This is a genomic window from Acinetobacter sp. CY05 (genome assembly GCF_059515805.1).
The window spans coordinates 40,508-60,927 of sequence record NZ_JCAKMW010000017.1; the positions used below are offsets into that span (position 1 = coordinate 40,508).

The following is a 20,420-nucleotide window of genomic DNA, read 5'->3' on the forward strand; positions in this document are numbered from 1 at the left end:
CTTTTTTATTTTAGGTGTTAGAGATTTTCAAACCTGACAGCCAAGCACGTAAGCCTGCTGGTTTAAGCGGTTTACGCAGTAGCATAATACTTAAGTCCTTGAGGCGCTGTGGTAACTCCGGATCAGAATCAGCAGTGATGAGTGCTACAGGCACTTGCTCTTGACGATGCGCTAAAATGAAATCCAAGCCTATTTTTTCATGATTCAAATGCTGGTCAACCAACCAAACCTGAATATTTTCGCGCTGAATAATCTCTGCTGCTTGTTCAGGTTCAGTGGCTTTAAACACTTGATAACCCCATTTGGTCAGTAGCGTGCTCATGCCCTCTAAAATGGTTTCATCATTATCTAAACATAAAATTTTGTACGCTTTGGTTTTCAGTGGAACAGCTTGCACCGGTTGTGCCACCACTCTAGGTGCTGCCACAATAGGTACTTCGATCATAAAGCAAGAGCCACGTCCTTGCTCTGAGTAAACATGCACAGGATAGTCCAACATGCTGGTCATGCGTTGTACGATGGCCAAGCCCAGTCCTAGACCTTGCTCACCCCAAGGTGAGGTATGTCCACAGCGTTCAAATTCTTGGAACAGTTTAATGCGCTGTGCTTCAGCAATACCAGGTCCTGTATCCCATACCCCAATTCGAATATGATGGGCACGTTCAGCGGAGCGTAATACCCCAACCACTACACGCCCTTTAGCCGTATAACGTAATGCATTACTGACAAAGTTTTGAATAATACGACGAATCCATTGTGGATCAGTATCAATCCAGAACTGTACATCGTGTACATTAAACTCAATGCCGCGTTGGGCTGCAATCGATTTAAATTGCAGCTCTAAATCGCTAAGTAAATCATGTAAGGGATAAGGCTGACGATTCGGTTGAATGGTTCCGCCCTCTAAACGCGCGATATCGAGTAGGGCAGAGAGCATGCTTTCTGCACCGTGTAAAGAACGGTCAAGCTGTTGCAGTGTCTTACGGTCTTCTTCAGACTGTACGCTTTGTTCAAGTGCAGTACTAAATAAACGTGCCGCATGCATTGGCTGTAATAAATCGTGACTTGCCGCGGCAATAAAACGACTCTTGGACATGTTGGCTTTATCAGCTTGTTCACGTGCCAATTGTTGTTCGGCTAAAGCATCAGCAAGCTGTTGCGTCCGATCTTGTACCCGTCCTTCGAGCAGGGCTTCATTTTCACGGAAAGCGGTAATATCGGCAAAAGTTGTTACAAACCCCCCACCTTCAATCGGATTACCACGCATTTGAATCACGCGGCCATCTTTACGCACGCGTTCAAATTCATGTGCACTACCCACTTTCATCCAATGAATACGTTTACGCACATGTTCTTCGATTGAGCCTGGACCACATTCGCCGCGTTCGGCGTTATAACGAATTAAATCGGCAATTGGGCAACCGACATAAACAATATCTTTTGGATAATCAAATAGTTTTAAATATTGATTGTTCCATGCCACTAAACACATATTCTCATCGACCACACTGACCCCTTGGGTCATATGGTCAATCATGGTCATAATGAGGTTTTGGTTAAAGCGTTGCCATTGAGAAGCTTGGTCTAAAATATTGGCCACCTGACCTAAAGCGAGACCATTATTCACCATGGCGGTGGTGAGTAAGGTTCGTGCTGAGGCTGCACCAATGGTGCCAGCTAAGTATTGTTCGGTAAAACGCCACCACATGCCATTGGCACTGCTATTTTCATTCAGAATAACGTTGTTTTGCGCGCAAAATTGCTGGAAGGCTTGAATGGTTGGACCATCACCGGTAATACGCTTGGCTAAGGCAATTAAATCCCCGACCTTTAGGCGTGCTACATCATGCTGCAAATAGCTCATTTCAGTTGAGCTACTTTGTGCAGGTAAAGGTTTGGTTTCGTAATAGAAGAAACTTTCTGCTTGGATTTGTTCAGCAATACTCGGGCGGAAAATTTTAGAGACCCAAATATACAATAAAACATTTAAACCTAAGGCCCAAATCACGCCATGGGTCAGTGGAGCAAAAGATTGAAAACCAAATAAAGCTTCAGGACGCAACCATGCTAAACCAAATGGACCTTGGTTTAAAAAGGCTTCGCTCATGACCAAATAATCAATTGGTAGACTGCGTAATACAGTAGGTAAAAATAGGGTATAGGCCCACATCGCAAAGCCTACAATCAGACCGGCATACACCCCTTGCTTACTGCCACCACGCCAATACAAACCGCCAATTAATGCAGGAGCAAACTGCGCCACAGCACTAAATGCGAGTAAACCAAATACCGAAAGTTGATCAATATCATTAAAGAAATGGAAGAATAAAAAGCCCAGTAGCATGACTGCCAAAATACAGACACGGCGCGTAAATTTAAGCACTAAAGGTAAGTGCTTATCATGACGTGACAACAAGCCTAAACGCCAAAGCCCTGGCATAATCAGGTCGTTACTGAGCATAATGGATAATGCCACCGAAGACACCAATAACATCCCTGTAGAGGCAGAGAAACCGCCCAAAAAGGCCAAGATGCTGAGCCAATCTTGGTTATAGCTTAAAGGTAGAGATAACACTGCAACATCTGGAATCGCCAGATATTCAGGCGCTGCATGTAGAGCCCAACTGGCAATCGGAATAATGGCAATGGTGGTTAAAATTAAATAAGTCGCAAACCAACGCCGCGCCCCGCGAATATGTTTTTCATCACGCAATTCCACCACAGCAACATGAAATTGACGCGGTAAACAAATAATCGCCAGTGCAGCAAGGAGGGTTTGAATCCAGAAGGTATCTGGCACCCCAAACAACTGTACTTGATGAAAAGTATGTGCAGCATCACGAGAAATTTGTTGTAAATTTCCAGGGTCAGCGCAAATAAAAAAGATCGCTACAGCAAGCAGCGCAAATAATTTAACAAAAGACTCAAATGCCACTGCCAGCATTAAACCACCATGCTGTTCGGTATTGGCAATTTGCCGAGTCCCAAAAATCATGGCTAAGATGGCTAAAATCGCAGTGAGTAACAGCACGCCATTGCTGGTAGCAGCTAAACTGGTGTTCTGATCCATAATCACCGTTGCACTTAAGGCAATGGCACGTAGCTGTAAGGCCAAATAGGGAATAATGGCAATTACTGCCAAAATGGTCACCAGTGAAGCTAAAGAGCCACTTTTGCCATAACGCGCTGCCACAAAGTCAGCAATTGACGAAATAGCATGATGCTGACGGACGCGTCCTAGACGGCGCCAGATATCGTAGCCTAAAGCCACAAACAAGAGTGGACCTAAATAAATAGGTAAAAAGATAATCCCTTCACGTACCGCAGCCCCTGTTGCGCCATAAAAAGTCCAAGATGAACAGTACACACCTAAAGTTAAACTAAACAATAACATGCGACCGCGCGTGCTTAAGCGACTGGCGTGTTTTTCACCAAAGAATGCACAGATAAAGAGAAGTGCGATATAGAGGGCCAGCACCCCCATGATAAGCCAACTGTTCATATTGCCTACAGGGTACAAATTATGCAGCTATGATAACCGATTGCTGAACTGCTCAGTCAGAATTGCTTAATTTTTAACGACCAAAGTCTAAATTACAAGCCCAGCGCAGATTGCTACTTTGGCAGCATAGATAATTCGAATTAAAAAATCGCGCTGAATGGTTTTCGCGCAGGGAGTACAACATGGATCAGGTACAAGTAGAACGTATTCTACAAAATCCAAAATTCAAAGAAATGGTGGCACGAAAAAGTCGCTTGAGCTGGACGCTCACGGCAATCATGCTTTTTGTTTATGTCGGTTTTATGCTCCTTGTGGGCTATAACAAAGAATTCTTATTGCAGTCCTTAAATGGCGGTGTCACGACTATAGGTATTCCCTTGGGTCTTGGCATTATTGTGCTGTCGTTTGTGCTATGCGGCGTGTATTCGTATATCGCCAACAACAAGCTCGATAGTTTAAATGACGACGCGATTCGCGAAGTTGAAGCCATTGCTCAGGAAAAAGGACCGCAGGTATGATTAAAGCTAAAGTTTTTGCTGCAGCAAGCTTGCTGCTGACGTCAGGTCTCGCATTTGCGGGCCCTGATTTGGGTGCCGCCGAGAAGCAACCGACCAACTGGCCTGCAATTATCATGTTTATGATCTTTGTTGGCGCAACCTTATTTATTACCAAATGGGCCGCAAAACAAACCACCAATACCAATGATTTCTATACTGCAGGTGGTGGTATTTCAGGTTTCCAAAATGGCTTAGCGATTGCGGGTGACTACATGTCTGCTGCATCGTTTTTAGGTATTTCAGCGATGGTGTTTATGTCAGGCTTTGATGGCTTGCTGTATTCACTCGGCTTCATGGTTGGCTGGCCAATCGTCCTGTTTTTAGTGGCTGAACGCTTACGTAACTTAGGTAAATTTAACCTTTCTGACGTGGTGTCTTTCCGTTTACAAGAAAAGCCAGTACGTACTTTGGCGGCTTTTAGCTCGCTGGTGGTGGTTGCGTTTTACCTCATTGCACAGATGGTCGGCGCAGGTCAGCTCATCAAACTACTGTTTGGCTTAAACTACAATATTGCAGTAGTGATTGTCGGTCTATTGATGATGGCGTATGTGATGTTTGGCGGCATGCTGGCAACCACATGGGTACAGATCATTAAAGCAGTCATGCTATTGTCTGGTGCAACGTTTATGGCCTTTATGGTAATGAAGGGCGTGGGCTTTAGCTTTACTGGCATGTTTGAACAATCAATCCAAGTGTTCTCTAAAGTACATGATCTTAATTTAGATGATGCAGCAAAAATTATGGGGCCGGGCAGTTTAGCGTCTAACCCAATTGATGCGATTTCTTTAGGCTTGGCGCTGATGTTTGGTACAGCTGGTTTACCACATATCTTAATGCGTTTCTTTACCGTTAAAGATGCCAAAGAAGCACGTAAATCAGTGGTAGTGGCAACAGGCTTTATTGGTTACTTCTACCTACTCACCTTTATTATTGGTTTCGGTGCGATCCTTTACGTATCAAACAACCCACAGTTCCTTGATGTAGCTAAAATGGCTGTTACAGGTAAGTTAGAGTTGGTGGGTGGTAATAACATGGCTGCGGTGCATCTATCTGATGCTGTGGGCGGCGACTTGTTTATGGGCTTTATTTCTGCGGTTGCCTTTGCCACGATTTTGGCGGTGGTTGCAGGTTTAACCCTGTCTGGCGCTTCAGCAATCTCGCATGACTTATATGCCAATGTATTTAAGAAAGGTCAAACCACCCCTGAATCTGAGCTGCGTATGTCAAAAATCGCAACTTTAGGTTTAGCGATCTTTGCCATGATTTTGGGTATTTTGTTTGAAAAACAAAACGTGGCCTTTATGGTGGGCTTGGCTTTCTCTGTAGCAGCATGTGCCAACTTCCCAGTTTTAGTGCTATCCATGTTCTGGAAAGGCTTAACCACACGCGGTGCAGTGGTGGGTGGTTTAGTGGGTCTTCTGCTTGCAGTATTGTTAATTATCTTATCTAAAGCCGTTTGGGTAGATACTTTAGGTATTTCGGATACAGCAGTGAATCCATTTAATGGCCCAGCCATCTTTGCAATGCCATTGGCTTTCCTTTGCTGCTGGTTATTCTCTGTTACCGATAATTCGCCACAAGCACAAGAAGAACGCCGTGCTTTTGATGCGCAGTTTGTACGTTCACAAACAGGTATTGGTATCTCGGGTGCATCTGATCACTAAGAGATGTTAAACCTAAAAAAAAGACCCTATTGGGTCTTTTTTTTATTCAGGTACACGATATTGGCTTGGCTCAATCAAAATATTACGCCAATAGACAGTTAGATTTTGTGCCACAATTTTATTGGGTAAATAGGCAGAATAAAGCGTCTGTTCAGGCTGATTGGTAGCCTTTAAACTAGAATATGTTCTTGAATCTGCGACATCCTGAATTCTCAGCTCACCTGCGTTAGGCAGGGTATTAGGTGCTTTAATTTGCCATGCAGTCGGGGTGCTAAATTTCACATGATAAGGAGTAGAGGCTGTTGTGACTTTGAGCTCACCACTCATAGCATAACGTTGGGTGGTGGCAAATTCATCCTCAGGTAAAGCCCGTTTTAAATCTGTAAAAAGATACTGCGTCCCTTGTGAATCAGCAATACTAAAATCTTGACTGGTGATGTACTGCGCTTCATAGGCATGCGGCTGATGAATTCGACCGTTTAAAGTAAATTTTTGACCATTAAGATCTAATACCAGATCGTAGAAGTCGAGTTCATAGCCATCTTGGTAATACACCACATTATCCACGCTATGAATGCCAAAATATGAAGTCTTGGCAATAGAGCCTGAACGGACAATAAAATCATCGCCGTGGTCATAAGCAATACGGCAAACTGCTGCTTCAGGGTCGACCTCTATACCCTCAACCGCTGGTCCATCTACTGTGGCCGATGCGTAATAAAGTACACTATCAGGACAGCGCTCAGCCAGTTCATCGTAGGTATATAAACCACGGTCTAAAAAGCCCCGATTGAGGCTTTCATTGCTAATCACATTACGCAAAAAGTCAGCGCTGATTCGTTCGGGACCATCCTTAGGTAAGGTTGAAGCATTTTTTTTACTGTCTGAGCCGCAACCTGCCACAAACACAGTACTTAAAGCTAAACTCAGACAAAGGAGCTTCGACATAGTTATTGTCCTTAAATTATTATTGTTTAGCGTATATTGAATAAAATTTAAGCGAAAAATACAAATACAGGCGATTTATTACATAACTATTCGGATGATTTAAAGTTGATTTAGCGCTTAAATTTCTGTTGTAGATCACGGTATAAGGCACTGTCTTGATCAAACCATGTGGCTTTGGCATTCAGTAATAAGCGTGCCACCAAATACGCACCTGTGACTTGTCCAATCACTGGTAAACCCAGCATTAAGCCAATGGCAGCAATTTTACTCACCTTTAAGCCAGAAACTTTGGCTGCCATCCATTTAAACTCTTGCCAACTGATCTCTTGTTGTTGATAGCGTTTAAATAATGCATAAATAGCCAACGATACGCTAACAATAGAAATAGCAGGGAAATAATCCCAAAAATGCTCATCGTTAGGATCTTTGGCAGTGACCCAAAGATCTACTGCATCTTCAACACTTTGCAACAGGAGTTTATCCGCACTGCTATTTTGATCTGGCAGAGACGCTAAAATTTGCTGTCCGGCAATTAAACTTTCTTCAGTGTTTTTTAGCTGCCAATGGCTTTGACCAGCGTGTACACTCACTTCAAACGTTAAGAGAAGGCCATCGCCCCACAGGGTTTGCATACACACTTCAAGCTGTTGAGTTTGATGTTTTAAATAGGCGACAAAGATGTAATCTTGCTCATGCTGTAATTTTAAAACATGGATGACAGCAAGCTGTGCTTTAATTTTTGCTACCACGTTGACAATCTGCGCTGCATCAATATGGCTTAAAAATTCCTGAATTTCAGGCAGATCAGCAGATTTTAATTGCGGCTCACTTAAGCGCAATGCCAACAGTACCGTATGAATTTTTTCATTTAAGCGCTGTTGCTGTAAGACGCTGACCAAGCATTGTGTGATGCTTAAGCGATTTATTTGTGTGTCTAAATAACAATATGGTTTTGGCACTTAGTCATCCTTTTGCTGTTGTTGTGCTTGGCCTTGTTGTTTACCTTGCTGAAAGGCTTCTTGCCAAATGGCTTTAATTTGCGCTTCACTGACACTTTCATGACGCGCTTTAGCTGCAAAATATCGATCCGCGACTTTCATAATGGCATAAGTTAAGGCATAGACCAGCGGAATAGACAGTAAGCCACCAAAGCCAAAAGTCACCGTTTTCCATACCCCAAGTGCCAATTGCTGCGCCAGCATGCCCAAACCTACCAAGCCAATCATTTCTTTAACCCAATCTAAAGCTTCATTTTCAGTGAGCGGTACGCCATGAATAGCCGCAATACGACTGGCAAAATAACCCTGTAATGGGGTCAACACTAAAATGTCGGCAAAGGGTAAGGGCTGAATCGAGACACCCGCACACGTCGCACAGGCGATATGTGTAATATTAGAAATTTTCTTCTCTTTTGATAAATCATCCCGTAATTCAATCTGTGTGATTTCTTGGCGTAGTTTAGCTGTGATTTTCATACAATTTTTGCTCATCGGCAGATGAGCTTCATGCTAAGTTAAGATTGCATAAAAAGACAACAGTGAACATCACATGCAAGCATTTGTGGATTTCTGGCGCACCTTTCGCCGTTTACCTTCAGCATGGCTTTTGGCTTTACAGTGCTTGATGTTGCTGTTGGCCCTGTTTAGTAATTATAGCCAGTCCTATCGTGCTTTAACGTGGTTACTTGGGGTATTAGTGTTATTGGTGATTGCTAAAGTCATCCGTCAGACCCCCGTATTTACCATTTTAGGGCTGACCTTTGTCGGGGTGGCAGTGTTATTTTCATTTTTAATTTTGCTGGGTTCATCTTCAGGTTTAATACAAATTATTGCTCACATATTTGAAGCATTTGCCTATTTTAGTGCTGCTTATGGGCTATTACGTTATATGTTTGAAGATCGTTATTTAACCTTAGATGAGTTATTTGCCGCAGCGGCAGTATTTACCTTATTGGCATGGGGCTTTGCCTTTTTATATAGTGCTTGCCAGTTGCTGATTCCAAATAGTTTTAGTCATTCAAGCGCGGCAGAACTGCAGAACTGGTTAGATTTACTGTTTTTAAGTTTTAGCTTGCAGTCTGCTACAGGCTTGTCGGACGTTATGCCCATCAGTCCTTTGGCACGGGTATTGGCCATGCTACAAATGTTTTGTGGTGTCATGTATTTGGCGGTCATCGTGTCGCGTTTAATTGCCTTACAATATATCCGTCATCTGCCAAAATCTTAAAGCTTACAGTAACCTTACTGTTTTTTTATGTAGTTTATCTTAGTCTTATTTAGAGTTTATTTTTTAATCTTGAACTCCGCTCTTGTTCTTTAGAACGCTATTTTTGATCGTTTGATCTGTCTTTATACAATAATATTTGGAGGAGTTATGCCCTCAAAAAATACATCTTGGTCGAGTAATATCAAGCCAAATGTTTTTTTCAGTACGGTTGCCATCATCGTTAGTTTTTTAGCAATCGTTATTCTTGCCCCAAATGCGTTTGAGTTAGTCACGCAACGTTTAAACCAATGGATTACTCATTCCTTTAGCTGGTTTTATGTATTAAGTGTTGCGATTTTTCTGATCTTACTGATTTATATTGCTGCCTCTAATATGGGCAAAATCAAATTAGGTCCTGACCATAGCCAACCTGAATATAGCAATGCCTCTTGGTTTGCCATGCTATTTACTGCAGGGATGGGGATTGGCTTAATGTTCTTTGGCGTCGCAGAGCCTGTGATGCATCATATCTCGCCACCCATTGGCGAAGGGCAAACAGTTGCCGCTGCTCAACAGGCCATGCGAGTGACGTTCTTCCATTGGGGCTTACATGCTTGGGCAATTTACGCCATTGTCGCTTTGGCATTGGCTTATTTTGCTTATCGACATAATTTACCTTTAAAAATCCGTTCTGCCTTGTATCCCTTAATTGGCAATAAAATTTACGGACCGATTGGCGATAGTGTCGATACCTTTGCCACAATTGGTACCGTATTTGGGGTTGCCACCACTTTAGGTTTTGGTGTTACACAAATTAATTCAGGTCTCAATTATTTATTTGGCTTACCCCAGTCCAACACGATGCAAGTGCTGTTAATTGTCGTGGTCAGTGCTATGGCAGCCACATCAGTCTGTCTAGGTCTAGATAAGGGAGTAAAACGTTTAGCTGAACTGAATTTGTTACTTGCCATTATTTTATTGCTATTTGTATTTTTGAGTGGACCAAGTATTTACTTGCTACAAACAACGATTCAAAACATTGGACAGTACAGCTCTAATTTATTTGCCATGACCTTTAATCTATATGCTTATCAATCGGATGATTGGATTGGGGGCTGGACCATTATGTATTGGGCTTGGTGGATTTCATGGTCACCTTTCGTGGGGATGTTTATTGCCCGCGTGTCGAAAGGACGTCAAATTCGTGAATTTATTGTAGGGGTAATGCTGATTCCTACTGGATTTACCCTGATTTGGATGGGCTTTATGGGGAATGCGGCTTTATATAGCATTTTGCATGACGGCAATAATGCTTTAATGGCAGCTGTACAGCGTGATTCGTCTATGGCTTTGTTTGAATTTTTACAACATTTACCATTTAGCCAAGGCATGAGTATCTTAGCGACCTTACTGATTATGCTGTTTTTTGTGACCTCGGCAGATTCGGGTGCCTTAGTGACAGACTACTTAACGGCTAAATCTGAAAACTCTCCAACATGGCAACGCCTATTTTGGATTGTGATCATGGCGACTTTAGCCATTAGCTTACTTTTAGTGGGCGGCTTAAGTGCTTTGCAATCAGCGACCATTATGAGTGCATTACCCTTTACTTTGATTATGCTGTTGATCTGTTGGGGCTTATTAAAGGCATTACGTTTAGATGCGATAAAAATGCAGGCCTTAGCAGCAGCACGAATTACGCCACGTGCTATTCAAAATCCACGCAGTTGGCAACAACGTTTAGGTTTGATTATGCATTATCCACATAGTCAGCCAGAAGTTGAAGCTTATATTCAACGCCAAGTGTTACGTGCCTTTAAACATATACAGGCAGAGTTTCATCGTCGTGGTTTACAGGTCAAAATTGTGCATGTAGAACATGGTTTACAATTGCGTGTGAATCATCAAAATGAGATGAATTTTGTCTATCAAGTGGTGGCTCGTGAAACACTGCCCCCAAGTTTTATGCCACAAGATCAGCAAAGTAGTTACTACCAAGCGGAAGTCTTTCTACGTGAGGGTGGACAAAACTATGATGTGATGGAATGGACGGAAGAAGACTTATTACAAGATATTATTGATCAATATGAACGTCATTTGCATTTTTTAAACTTGGTTCGCCAAGAATAAAAAAAGGACGCTTAGCGTCCTTTTTTAGATTCAGTTTCTAAATATTAGAAACGGAATTTAGCATTTAAGCCAACAGTTTCTGTATCAAGACGAGAGTTGTCTTCTGCATTTGCTTTCACAAATGATGCGCCTACTGCAACAGCTGGAGTGATGAAGTAGTTTACGTTCGCACCTAAAGCTGAGTCGGGAGAAGTAGCAAAGCTAGACTCGTAGTAAGACACGCCTAAACCTAATTTAGGTGTTACATAAAGCGTAGAACCTAAGTTAAATGCAGTGTCGTCGCCATAAACTAAGCCAGATTCAAATGCAACTGACATATTAGTACCGTCAATACCACCTACGTATTTAGTACGTGCAGTGATTGCATCTTGGTCTTCACCTAAAGTTTCAGCTTCGCCGTAACCTGCAACAACACCGTTGTTGGCTACTTTGAATGCGTCATAAGCAGTTTGGTTAGCAGCACTTGTATAACCTACCGCAACTAAGAAGTTAGGTAATGCTAAAGCACCAAGTTCTAATGCATAACGGTCGCCATTGTCTTCTAAACCAGCAGCTTTAGTAAGTTGGTTTTTCGCATCAGCGATTGTTGCGCTGTAAGATGCGCTTGCATATACAGGAACAACTGAAGTTGGGATGTAAGCTTCACCTTTAGCACCAAAGTTGTGTGCTACAAGGTCGATACCGTCGTTGCCTAATTCAGCATAGTTGTATGCAACTGCAACGTTAGAAGCATGGTTTAAGAATGCAGCTTCAGCTAAAGGACCTTTAGTCGCATCCACATTTTTAAAGTAGTAAGTACCTTGAACACCACCAACAAAATCTTTGTCATTTACTGTAGCGTCTACGTATTCAGCTTGGCCTTGTACTTCGAATTGGTAAGCTTGAGCACCGGTTACGGCTAAAAGTAGAGCAGTGGCTAAACCGAGTTTTTTCATAAGAGATACCAGCGATATTTAAAAATGTATTAAATTTACACTAGTAATTGTATTGTAACATTTTATTAAGTCAATGAAGTAAAAGAAGATTGTATTTTGGTTATTTGCTCTAAAATATGCTATAGAGCGAAAAATAAGCAAATAGAAAAATAGCAGTCAACGCGGAAAAAACTTTTCAGAACAAAAGAATAAGTAAATTTTGTGACAAGAAAAGTCAAAAAATATGAAAAATAGTGTGAAAAATATCCAAGATAAAATCGATAAAAATCGGTAAATTTATCGTTAAAAACTTTTATAGTGTTGTATTCGTGTAACTCAATTCATGTGATATTGAAATTAAAACTTAAAAATTCTCTATATAAGTAGCTGTGAATGGCTAGAAAATCTCGAGCTAAAATTTTTTCAGATATTATGTGATATATACCACATTTTAAAGAGAAAAAACGTTTAAAAAAAATACATATCGTTAGAGCAGGCTTTACTTCGTCTATATTTTATTTCATAATTTTCTACACAAAGTTGACTAGTTTAGTCGGCTTTTGTTGGTTTTCGATTTTCTATGAATCATTCAAATCGTAAGCTCTAAAACCTTGTGATTCTCCACGATATTGATATCGTTTTTATCCGCCCAGCTTTCCCCAAGGCTGGGCTTTTTTTTAGCTAAAATTTGTAATTTATCTAATCAATTTTCTATATTTATTGCACTAAATTGGTGCAATTTTAGGATGAGATAGATTTTCATTGGCATAAAAAAAACCCACTTTTCAAAGAAAAGTGGGTTTTTTAGCCAAAATCTGCGGGAAAATTAAAAAATCTGCTGAGGAATATTTTAATCTGCCCTAATGCGGTGCATTATGCACTTGTTTGTGGCATGTGTAAATATTTTCTTAAGATAAATATTGAAAAAAGACTAAATTTTTCAGCACTTTTTTTGCATTAATAAGGGTATCTAATTTTAAGTTTTTAATTTTTATATAATTTTTAATTCAGGCTTTTCATTATGTTTTTTTGATTGTTACAAGCGAAGATCATAAAATAACTTGGTCATTTGTACTTAGGCATTGGGATGCTTTTGCTTTGAAGTCATGCCATGAATAGATAACGTTTTATAAATTTTACTGGGCTTTAGGGCGTATAGATTGATGTATAAGCTACGTTCTGAGCGTATTCGCACGCATTTGCAGATTTCAATTATTGTTATTTTTGTCTGTTTAATTATTTTGGCAGTGCCCTTAATTTCTAAAACCTATCAGCAATATCAAAAAGATCAACATAACTTATTAGAAATTCAGGCATTAATCGCAATGTCGGATTTGTCTGAGATGATGTTAGCTGAAAGAATGCCTATGAATTTGCTGAATCATAGTCCTGCCCATCAGCGTGCGTTTTATTTGAATCAGCTACAGCAGCATCGTAAGCAGGTGAATCATAAACTGCTAAAAACTGCAGATATGTTACAACAAGCAGGTCTTTACGATATTGCATTGCAATTGCGTGAGCAGATTGTGCCTGAATTGGCACAGGCCAGACAATCCATTGACCATTATATGCAGCAGCCCTATGCACAGCGCCAACCACAACAGCTAAACCATGAGATTCAGAAAATTTTTCAGGCATGGGGTAAAGTTCATCTCCTGTTAAAAAAAACTCTAACTGAATCTAAAAGTTATGGGATGGAAAGTAGCCATCACTATACCATGTTGCTGATCTCGAGTTTGCAAGAACATGCCAGCCGAATTGCTTCTTACATTAAAGCCCCGGTAAGCTTTGGTCAGCCCATTCAAGAACAACAAAAACACAGCACACTGCAGACTTATCATCATGCGCTTTATTTATGGGGTTTGATTGGTAATATTCAGCCCTTTAATGAACGTAATCCTAAATTTATAGAGTTACAACAACGAGTTAAGCATGATTTTTTAGATGCAAGTGACAAAATGCTGCAAACTTTATTGGCGCAAAGTGCAGCAAAACAGCCCTATAGTTATACGCCCAAACAAATTACAGCCATAGCAGTAGACAGCTTTAGCGTAGTGCTCGATTTGCAACGTTATGTGTTAAACCAACGTTTAGATATGATTCAGCAACAACAGCAACAGACCCAACACGCCTTTTGGGTTACGTGTTTGGTGGTGGGTATTTGTTTACTGGCAGTTTTATTTACGGTCTTATACGCACGGCATCGAGTATTTTTACCGTTAATTTTGGCGCGTCATATGTTGCTAGAGCTCATGGATAATGAATCTAAGCGTGATTTAAATCATTCGCCAACCTTGATTGAGGCCATTGAAAAGATGAAGGAAACCCTTAAGCAGCGCGATGCCTTAGCCTTTCAATTAAAAAATTTAGCCAATACCGATGCTTTAACTGGTGTATCCAATCGAGTCGCTTTAGAAGAATATTTAAATTTAAAAGCTTACCAAGAGCAGGCTTTTGCTCAGACTGCCTTAATTGTTTTAGATATTGATAATTTTAAGCAGGTGAATGACCAGTATGGACATTTGCTAGGGGATGATGTGATTCGGCATATTGCCGAGCAACTTAAAGCCAATGTACGCAGTAGTGATTTAAGTGGTGCGTTATGGTGGTGATGAGTTTTTAGTCATTTTAGAAAACTGTACTTCTGGTGCGGCTTTATACATTGCCGATCAGATACGCTGTGCGATTAGTCATACCCCAGTAAATGTTGAAGGGCACTCGAGTTTATATGTGTCGGTGAGTGCTGGTGTGGCTGTAGGTGCAGATTCTTGGAAAGCTTTATTAGATAAAGCCGATCAAAGTTTATTAAGGGTTAAAGCGAGTGGGAAAAATGGGGTGGAGGGATAATGGATAAAAAAGCACAACGCTTAGAAGAAATTTTTAAGAAAAATAACAATGCAGGGATAGCAATCGCTATTACAGGAAGTTGGGGAATTGGAAAGTCTTTCTTTTGGAATAAATTCATAGAATCTAGAGTAAAAGAAGAAAAAAATACAAGGGATTCTTATCACTATAGATTAGCCAGTTTAAGTGACCATAAGGCGATTTTTAATAAGAAATATGCTTATGTTTCTCTATTTGGTGTTGAAAGTTTGGGTGATTTAAAAACCCAAATTTATACGCAGTTAAGTGGACATCATTTCTCAACGAAAGATCAGCCTAAATTTGAAGTACCGCGTTGGATGAAAGCTATTGCTTCGGGTTTAAAGGACGAAAAATTTTCACAGTGGGGCTTTTCGGCATCCATGCGATTTTTTGATGCTATGTTATTTACCCAAATCAAAGATGCAATTATTTGCTTTGATGACTTTGAAAGGATGTCGAATAAATTAGACATTAAAGATGTTATGGGTTTGGCAAATCAGTTGAAGTTAGAAAAGAATTGCCAAGTTGTTTTAATTTTAGATGAAAATAAAACAGAAGGTGAAAGTAAGAATAAATATGCTGAATATAAGGAAAAGTTAATAGATGAAGTCATAAAAATTACTTCTGTTGAGCCTTTAATTCGAGCTAAAGCAAAAGAAGTAAATATAGACGATGAATTGATTGATTTAATGATGAAATTTGCTGATGAGTTAGAAATTCATAATTTTCGGTTTTTTCAAAAAGTCATTAAATTATATAAAAAATTTAGGGAAGAGTTGCCTGATGAAGTTGCTTTCTCAACTAAAAAAATTATTTTAATTAGAGTTTTACAGGGATATTTAATTGAAGATTTTGGATCATTTCTACATATCAAATGGGAAGATTTTAATCTGTCTCATAGTATTGCTCGCAGAGTAAAAGAAGATAAAGATAAAAATAATATATTTAATAGACTAGAAAAAATTAATTTTAGCTTAGGCAACGCTAGTGATGAATGGGCATTAGAATTTCAAAAAGAATTTCAGCAAGAGGGGCAGACTGATTTTGATTTACTAAGTAAGCTAGCTAAATCACATTTAATCTCTAATGAAAACAATGCTGTAAAAGATGAATTTCATAACTTAATACAAAGTTTTTGGGGGTTACAAGCGGATGAAGATTTTGCGGAAAACCTTTATAAAAGCACCCAAAAGGTTATTGGCTTAGAAAATTTAAGCAACATTAGTTTTGCAATCAATTTAATAGAGCTAACCCAACCAAACAAAGAAATTAAAGAATTGGAAATACTGACTATAGATTGGATTAAAGAAAAAATAATTGCTGATAAGAGAGCATTTTATGGTGCAGAAAATTGGGGGGAGATTAGAGAAATTTTTAAAAATTCTATAGAAAATTTTCAAGAGAATTCAGTTTGTTTACCCAATTTAATAGATGCAATCTTTAAAAGATATATTCAAGGTGCTTTTAGTCCAGAGGATGAGTTAACCTTAGAAACAGCAAGTAAAGCTCACTGGAAAGAGTTGCTTTTTAATGAGATACCTCAAGACGAAAGGTTTTATAATGTGAATAGCAGTTATGTAGTAAAAAAAATCTTAACTGACTCTAGCAGCTTAGAATTTAAAAACTCATTTAGGCAAATAGTTATAGAGATATATGAGGAAAAAGGAAAAGAATCAGAGTTTTATAAAAACTATATGAATTATTTAATTTCACGACTAGACAATTAAAGACGGGCTCTTACGAGCCCTTTCTAAATCACTTTAACATCGGTTTTAAGAAACGACCAGTATGTGAAAGCTCAACATTTACAATCTCTTCAGGTGTCCCTTTAGCAATAATCATACCGCCACCTGAACCACCCTCAGGACCTAAGTCTACAATCCAATCTGCAGTTTTAATCACATCCAAATTATGCTCAATCACCACAATGGTATTACCCTTGTTACGCAGTTGATGCAAAATATCTAGCAACTTGGCAATATCATGGAAATGCAAACCTGTGGTTGGCTCATCTAACACATACAAAGTTTTACCTGTATCACGCTTAGCTAATTCACGCGCAAGTTTTACACGCTGTGCTTCACCACCTGATAAGGTGGTTGCCGATTGACCCAAACGGATATAACCCAAACCGACTTGATGTAAGGTTTCTAAACGACGATGAATCACCGGAATCGCATCAAAGAAATGCATTGCATCTTCTACGGTCATTTCTAAGACATCGGCAATGTTTTTGCCTTTGTAGCCCACTTCCAAGGTTTCGCGGTTATAGCGTTTGGCATGACAAGCATCACACGGCACATACATATCCGGTAAGAAATGCATTGCCACTTTAATCATGCCGTCACCTTCACAGGCTTCACAGCGACCGCCTTTGACGTTAAATGAGAAACGCCCTGCGGTATAACCACGCGCTTTGGCTTCTTGCGTTTGTGCAAACAATTCACGAATTGGGGTAAACAAACCTGTGTAAGTTGCAGGATTGGAACGTGGGGTACGGCCAATTGGGCTTTGGTCAATATCAACCACTTTATCTAAGAACTGCAAACCGTCAATCGAATCGAATTTCTCAGCGGTTAAGGTGGTGGCACCGTTTAATTGCGTGGCTGCTAAAGGCAATAAAGTCCGATTAATTAAAGTTGATTTACCTGAACCTGAAACACCTGTGACACAGGTCATGATGCCAAGGGGAATGGTGAGATCGACATTTTTTAGGTTATGACCTGCCGCACCCATGAGCTTAATCTGCTCATCAGGCTTAGGGGGGTGAATACGTGTTTTAGGCACTTCAATCTTCAGTTTTCCTGATAGATACTGACCCGTTAATGAATCAGGATTTGCCAAAATTTCATCATAGGTCCCTTCAGCAATCACATGACCGCCATGCACACCTGCACCCGGGCCAATATCAATAATATGATCGGCAGCGCGAATGGCATCTTCATCATGCTCTACCACAAGTACCGTATTACCCAAATCTCGTAAACGTACCAAGGTTTCTAATAAACGGTCGTTATCACGTTGATGTAAACCAATTGATGGTTCATCCAACACGTACATAACACCCATTAATCCTGCGCCAATTTGCGAAGCCAAACGAATCCGCTGTGCTTCACCGCCCGATAAGGTTTCGGCAGAACGCGATAGACTTAAATAATTTAAACCGACTGAAACTAAGAAATGCAGACGGTCTCGAATCTCTTTAAAGATTTTGTCGGCAATTTCACCTTTAGCGCCTTGCAGCTCTAAGCCTTGATAATATTGCTCAGCATCACCAATCGACATTTTGGTAATTTGGGCAATGGTCTTGTCCAAAATTTTGACATGCCGCGAAATTTCATTTAAACGTGAACCATCACAGGCATCACAAGCAGCATTGGATAAATACTGGGATAAATCGTCACGCACATAATTGCTTTCAGTTTCGCGGTAACGGCGCTCTAAATGCGGCAAAATTCCTTCAAAGGGCATGATCCGATTATGACGACGACCACGTTCATCAATATAACTTAAGTCAATTTTGTCGCGACCTGTGCCGTATAAGAATTTCTTTTGCGTGTCTTTATCCAATTCATTCCATGGCGTTTCCATAGAAAAACCATAATGATCCGCGACTTTTTGCAGCATGCTGTAATAATACGGACGTTGACGATCCCAACCACGAATCGTACCTTGGCTAATCGACAGTTCTGGATTATGAATCAGTTTATCTGCGCTAAAATGATTACGTGTTCCTAAGCCATCACAAACAGGGCAGGCACCAAAGGGATTGTTAAATGAGAATAAACGTGGCTCAAGTTCTGCAACTGCACGGTCACATTCAGGGCAAGAGTGTTTCGCTGAAAACACACGATCTGGATGTTCGCCTTTCATCCACGATAAAATCGCAATATCGCCACCTAAACGTAGTGCGGTTTCAAAACTTTCCGCAATACGGTTGCCTAAGTCGTCACGCACTTTAAAACGATCCACCACCACTTCAATGCTGTGTTTTTTCTTTTTGTCTAATTCAGGGATTGGATCTAAATCGACAATTTCACCATCGACACGGGCACGCACAAAACCCTGACCTTGTAACTGCTCAAATAAATTTGAATATTCACCTTTACGTTCACGTACTACAGGCGCAAGTAGCATTAAGGCAGTGCCTTCCTCTAAACCTTTGACCACATCGACCATTTCTGACACAGTTTGCGCCACCATCGGCAAATCATGTTCAGGGCAGTATGGCGTACCAACACGGGCATATAGCAAACGCAGATAGTCGTAAATTTCTGTGATTGTTCCTACGGTTGAACGCGGGTTATGACTGGTCGACTTCTGCTCAATGGCAATCGCTGGACTTAAACCTTCAATCGAGTCGACTTCAGGTTTTTCCATTTGCGATAAAAATTGGCGCGCATAAGCAGACAGTGATTCTACATAGCGACGTTGACCTTCGGCATATAAGGTATCAAAAGCAAGGGATGATTTACCTGAACCCGAAAGCCCCGTAATCACCACAAACTTATCGCGTGGAATATCAAGGTTCACATTTTTTAAATTATGGGTACGTGCACCTCGAATACGGATGTGACTTTGGCTCATGCAATGATCCTAAACATTAATCTTAAGAGCTTTATATGATAGCGCATGAAAAATGTTCAAGTGGACTTTGACTACATTTGTACGTCAAATTATGTCGGATCGTTTTGTTTGTGGGCAAAATGCTTGGCGTGATGCCTGAGATCAGAGCAAAAGCACCATGACCTAAAGGCACTTATTGGGTCAATCAAAAAGCCTGAGGATAGATCATCAGGCTGGGTATGCTTGATTGAAGTGATTTTAATGTTAGTCGTCTTATAGCGGCCAAGTGCGCTCATGGTAAGCACTGTCCCAAAATAGCCATTCTAATTCTGCACCGCGGCGATACGCTGCATGCATTTTAGCTAAGGTGTCAGCATCACAACGTGCCGCAACACGGTCAATGGTGGCCACCACTTCGCGTACTGCACTATGGAATTCTTCGCCAGCATAGGTATCAATCCAAGCTTGATACGGATTATTGGGTACCGATTGCGCCACAATATCGCGGCCGACTTCGGCATAAATCCAAAAACACGGCAACAGTGATGCTAACACTACAGGATAACTTTCTGACCATGCTGTCGCGGTTAAAAAGCTGGTGTAATGATGACAAGCTAAAGACAAGGGCGTGTTTTCAAATTCAGCTTGGCTGATTTGAAATTGACCTAAAAAGCTATTGTGCATTTCACGTTCAAACACAATTGCCAGTTTGGCGGCTTCGGCAAATTGAATCACATCTTGCGTATCAAAGGCTTTAGCGGCACACACTGCCAATGCACGGCCGTAGGCCACTAAATAATGTGCGTCTTGAATAATATAATGTTGAAAAGCAGTTTTGCTTAAGTTGCCTTGGCTTAAATGTTGATTAAATGGATGCGCTAAAATTTTTTGATAAATGTCGGCATGTTGTTGCCAAAGTTGGGCTGAAAAAAGCATTTTCTATTCTCATATGAAAAAACGCCTCGACTATAACAATTAAAACAACAGCGCCATAGGGCAAAAAATGCCGTGCTTTGAGCAATAAAAGCAGTCGGTATTTTGGCCTTTAGGAGTACAATAGCGCCAAATT

The 20,420-nt window shown here is 40.5% G+C and carries 14 protein-coding genes; 7 read left to right on the forward strand and 7 right to left on the reverse strand.

Annotation, left to right across the window (positions count from 1 at the left end; all coding sequences use genetic code 11):
* Nucleotides 1-10: 10 nt before the first annotated feature.
* Complete coding sequence (locus AC5YCD_RS12060) at nt 11-3,502, reverse strand: PAS domain-containing hybrid sensor histidine kinase/response regulator (protein WP_496130264.1); 3,492 nt, start codon at nt 3,500-3,502, stop codon at nt 11-13.
* A 182-nt stretch (nt 3,503-3,684) separates the two neighbouring features.
* Here AC5YCD_RS12060 and AC5YCD_RS12065 point away from each other — a divergent pair, with 182 nt between their 5' ends.
* Both AC5YCD_RS12065 and AC5YCD_RS12070 read left to right on the forward strand, forming a co-directional pair.
* Complete coding sequence (locus AC5YCD_RS12065; protein WP_496130265.1) at nt 3,685-4,020, forward strand: DUF485 domain-containing protein; 336 nt, start codon at nt 3,685-3,687, stop codon at nt 4,018-4,020.
* The gene (locus AC5YCD_RS12070) at nt 4,017-5,723 is read left to right on the forward strand and encodes a cation acetate symporter (protein ID WP_496130266.1); all 1,707 of its coding nucleotides are present in this window, start codon (nt 4,017-4,019) and stop codon (nt 5,721-5,723) included. Before AC5YCD_RS12065 ends, AC5YCD_RS12070 begins: the two co-directional genes overlap by 4 nt.
* Before the next feature lie 42 nt (nt 5,724-5,765).
* On the opposite strand, the gene AC5YCD_RS12075 is transcribed toward AC5YCD_RS12070, so the two are convergent.
* From AC5YCD_RS12075 to AC5YCD_RS12085, 3 genes are all read right to left on the reverse strand, one after another.
* Complete coding sequence (locus AC5YCD_RS12075; RefSeq protein WP_496130267.1) at nt 5,766-6,671, reverse strand: protein-tyrosine phosphatase family protein; 906 nt, start codon at nt 6,669-6,671, stop codon at nt 5,766-5,768.
* Nucleotides 6,672-6,781: 110 nt separating this feature from the next.
* On the reverse strand, nt 6,782-7,630 hold the full coding sequence (locus AC5YCD_RS12080) for a hypothetical protein (RefSeq protein WP_496130268.1): 849 nt from the start codon (nt 7,628-7,630) through the stop codon (nt 6,782-6,784).
* Nucleotides 7,631-8,146, reverse strand: a complete 516-nt coding sequence (locus AC5YCD_RS12085) for a hypothetical protein (protein ID WP_496130269.1) — start codon at nt 8,144-8,146, stop codon at nt 7,631-7,633.
* Nucleotides 8,147-8,219: 73 nt separating this feature from the next.
* Here AC5YCD_RS12085 and AC5YCD_RS12090 point away from each other — a divergent pair, with 73 nt between their 5' ends.
* Nucleotides 8,220-8,897: an ion channel gene (locus tag AC5YCD_RS12090; protein WP_496130270.1), complete on the forward strand. Its 678-nt coding sequence runs from the start codon at nt 8,220-8,222 to the stop codon at nt 8,895-8,897.
* A gap of 147 nt (nt 8,898-9,044) precedes the next feature.
* Nucleotides 9,045-11,006 (forward strand): glycine betaine transporter, encoded by a 1,962-nt coding sequence (locus AC5YCD_RS12095; protein ID WP_496130271.1) that lies wholly within the window; start codon nt 9,045-9,047, stop codon nt 11,004-11,006.
* A gap of 44 nt (nt 11,007-11,050) precedes the next feature.
* Here AC5YCD_RS12095 and omp33-36 read toward each other — a convergent pair whose 3' ends face one another.
* Nucleotides 11,051-11,941 carry a porin Omp33-36 gene (gene omp33-36, locus AC5YCD_RS12100; RefSeq protein WP_496130272.1) on the reverse strand — a complete coding sequence of 297 codons (891 nt, stop codon included), beginning with the start codon at nt 11,939-11,941 and terminating at the stop codon, nt 11,051-11,053.
* Between the two features lie 1,142 nt (nt 11,942-13,083).
* Between omp33-36 and AC5YCD_RS12105 the strand changes: the two genes are divergently transcribed.
* The 3 genes from AC5YCD_RS12105 to AC5YCD_RS12115 are packed head-to-tail and all read left to right on the forward strand — an operon-like array spanning nt 13,084 to nt 16,512.
* Nucleotides 13,084-14,532, forward strand: coding sequence for a GGDEF domain-containing protein (locus AC5YCD_RS12105; RefSeq protein WP_496130273.1), 1,449 nt, complete (start codon nt 13,084-13,086; stop codon nt 14,530-14,532).
* A complete protein-coding gene (locus AC5YCD_RS12110; protein ID WP_496130274.1) occupies nt 14,513-14,767 on the forward strand; it encodes a GGDEF domain-containing protein in 255 nt (84 codons plus the stop codon). Before AC5YCD_RS12105 ends, AC5YCD_RS12110 begins: the two co-directional genes overlap by 20 nt.
* On the forward strand, nt 14,767-16,512 hold the full coding sequence (locus AC5YCD_RS12115; protein WP_496130275.1) for a P-loop NTPase fold protein: 1,746 nt from the start codon (nt 14,767-14,769) through the stop codon (nt 16,510-16,512). Before AC5YCD_RS12110 ends, AC5YCD_RS12115 begins: the two co-directional genes overlap by 1 nt.
* A 28-nt stretch (nt 16,513-16,540) precedes the next feature.
* On the opposite strand, the gene uvrA is transcribed toward AC5YCD_RS12115, so the two are convergent.
* Nucleotides 16,541-19,372, reverse strand: coding sequence for an excinuclease ABC subunit UvrA (gene uvrA / locus AC5YCD_RS12120; RefSeq protein WP_496130276.1), 2,832 nt, complete (start codon nt 19,370-19,372; stop codon nt 16,541-16,543).
* Between the two features lie 252 nt (nt 19,373-19,624).
* Nucleotides 19,625-20,287, reverse strand: coding sequence for a thiaminase II (gene tenA, locus AC5YCD_RS12125; protein WP_496130277.1), 663 nt, complete (start codon nt 20,285-20,287; stop codon nt 19,625-19,627).
* Between the last annotated feature and the right edge of the window lie 133 nt (nt 20,288-20,420).